1 protein-coding gene is annotated in these 2,755 nt (G+C 44.1%); it reads left to right on the top strand.

Features of this window, described 5'->3' with window-relative positions:
- Positions 1-372: 372 nt before the first annotated feature.
- Positions 373-2,388, top strand: coding sequence for a proline--tRNA ligase (gene proS / locus PN462_RS11735; protein ID WP_443029150.1), 2,016 nt, complete (start codon positions 373-375; stop codon positions 2,386-2,388).
- Positions 2,389-2,755 lie beyond the last annotated feature (367 nt).

Genomic DNA, 2,755 nt, shown 5'->3' with positions numbered 1-2,755 from the left:
TTTCCCAACTAAAATCTTATGTCGAGAAACAGAATACTCCTGATTGACAATTTTCGGACATCGAATCCTCAAATTGTCGGGCTATCCTTCCCGACGCTCACCCTGTCGGATAGAGCGCGGGGCTGTCGCCCCTAGCTCATCGGGAAAAAGACCAAACTGCTTGGCCAGTATAGCGTCACGAGAATAGATTAGAACAAGGCAAGCCTTGGGTTGAAACCCATGGCCAACTGGTAAGGAATAACCTTTTCTCCTCAATGGTAGCTTTCCCAACCCGTTAAAACGGGTTTGAGCTTTTAGCCTTGGATTTTAATCCAAGGTCAACTTGATACCTGATATCCTAGATTGATGCAACGACCAATAAGGGAATACGCCATGCGACTGTCTCAGATGCTCTTTGTCACTCTCCGGGAGTCTCCCGCAGAGGCCACCATACCCAGTCACCAACTCTTACTGCGTGCGGGATATATTCGCCGCATTGGTAGTGGGGTTTATGCCTATCTTCCCCTCATGTGGCGGGTTTTGCGGAAAATCTCTCAAATTGTGCGCGAAGAAATGGACGCAACGGGGGCCCAGGAATGTTTACTCCCCCAACTACAACCTGCGGAGTTGTGGCAAGAGTCGGGACGGTGGGAGACTTATACTAAAGCGGAAGGGATTATGTTTGCATTCCGCGATCGCCGGGAACAAGAAGTCTCTCTCGGGCCTACCCATGAGGAGGTTATCACCACTATAGCAAAAGAGATGATCCGCTCCTATCGTCAACTGCCGTTGCATTTATACCAAATTCAAACTAAATTCCGGGATGAAATTCGCCCCCGGTTTGGCTTAATGCGCGGTCGGGAGTTTATTATGAAAGATGGCTATTCTTTCCACACCGATGAGGCCAGTCTCAAGAAAACCTATCAGGATATGGATCGGGCCTATCGGAATATGTTTAGCCGTTGTGGGTTAGACTATGTTGCAGTAGAGGCCGACTCTGGGGCAATTGGGGGATCAGGGTCCCAAGAATTTATGGTACTGGCGGATATTGGCGAGGATGAGATACTCTACACCGAAGATGGGAGATATGCCGCCAATGTTGAGAAAGCCATTTCAAGCCCTCCTGATGCGGTAGAATCACCTTTTGAGGAGTACGAGAAGCGAGAAACCCCTAATACTTCGACTATCGCCACTTTAGCGGAGTTTGCTAAATGTTCCCCCACCAATATTGTGAAAAATGTCTTGTATGAAGTCACCTATGATAATGGCATCTCTGCATTAGTCATTGTCAGTATTCGCGGGGATCAGGATGTGAATGATGTTAAATTACAGAATGAGTTAACCAAAATTGCCACAGATTTTGGCGCGACAACGGTTATTGATGTCACGGTCCCCGATGCAGAAGCGCAACAAAAATGGGCCGCTAAACCCTTACCATTAGGCTATATTGCCCCGGATTTAGGGGATGATTATATTAAGTCTAAGGAAAGAATTGTCTGGCAAGATTTAGCTAAATTTGGTTTAAGCAACTATTATGCCACAAAAGTTGTAAAAGGTTTACCAAGTAAACGTGGGACAAGAAACCGAAAAGAATATTCTTGCATTGATGTACAAAAAGCTATCCAGTCCCAACTATCATCTTCTTCAACTCTGAAATCTGATATTCGCAAAGCATTAGAAAAAGCCTTGTTTTGGTTAGATGGTCAATCTGTCCATCCCCATTTTGTGCGGATGGTGGATGCAACGGCAGTGGGGTTAAAACGCTTTGTGACTGGGGCTAATGAGACGGGGTATCATGTGTTTGGGGCGAATTGGCAACAACAATTTGACTTACCGAAACGGGTGGTGGATGTGCGGAAAGCGATGGCAGGCGATCGCGCTTCCCATGACCCCGAACAACGGTTACAATCGGCGAGAGGGATTGAAGTGGGTCATATTTTCCAACTGGGGACTAAATATTCCCTAGCTATGAATGCCTTATATACTAGCGAAGATGGGCAAGACTTACCCTTTTATATGGGATGTTATGGGGTAGGAGTCTCTCGTTTAGCCCAAGCTGCGGTAGAACAATGTCATGATAAAGATGGCATGATCTGGAATCCGGCCATTGCCCCCTATCATGTCATTATTGTTGTCCCCAACATCGACGATGAAACGGCGATGCAAACCGCCGAACAATTCTATAATGAATTAAATGCGCTGGGGATTGAAACTTTATTGGATGACCGAGACGAACGGGCTGGGGTAAAATTCAAAGATGCTGATTTAATCGGCATTCCTTACCGTATTGTAACCGGACGGTCATTAAAAAATGGCAAAGTCGAAGTCGTCCAACGAACCACCGGAAAACGACAAGATATTGAGTTAGATGCAGTTATTCCTACTATCCAAGAATGGTTAAATAGTTGACCGTTGACCGTTGACCGTTTAGAAACCGGGTTTTTATTCCCAATTTTGATAGATATCCCAATTCTCTAAAAAACCCGGTTTCTCGCCCTAACAGCATTCACCAAAACTAAACTTAATTAATTACTAATTGTTTATTATTTATTACTAATTACGACCGTTGAGAAACCGGGTTTTTATTCCCAATTTTGATAGATATCCCAATTCTCTAAAAAAAACCGGTTTCTCGCCCTAACAGTATTTACCAAAAATAAACTTAATTAATTACTAATTGTTTATTATTTATTACTAATTACGACCGTTGAGAAACCGGGTTTTTATTCCCAATTTTGATAGATATCCCAATTCTCTAAAAAAAACCGGTTTCTCG

It is taken from the genome of Spirulina sp. CS-785/01 (assembly GCF_028330525.1).
GTDB lineage: Bacteria > Cyanobacteriota > Cyanobacteriia > Cyanobacteriales > Spirulinaceae > JAQMSD01.
The sequence above is the reverse complement of the archived record's forward strand: the minus strand, read 5'-3'. Positions and strand labels throughout refer to the sequence as shown.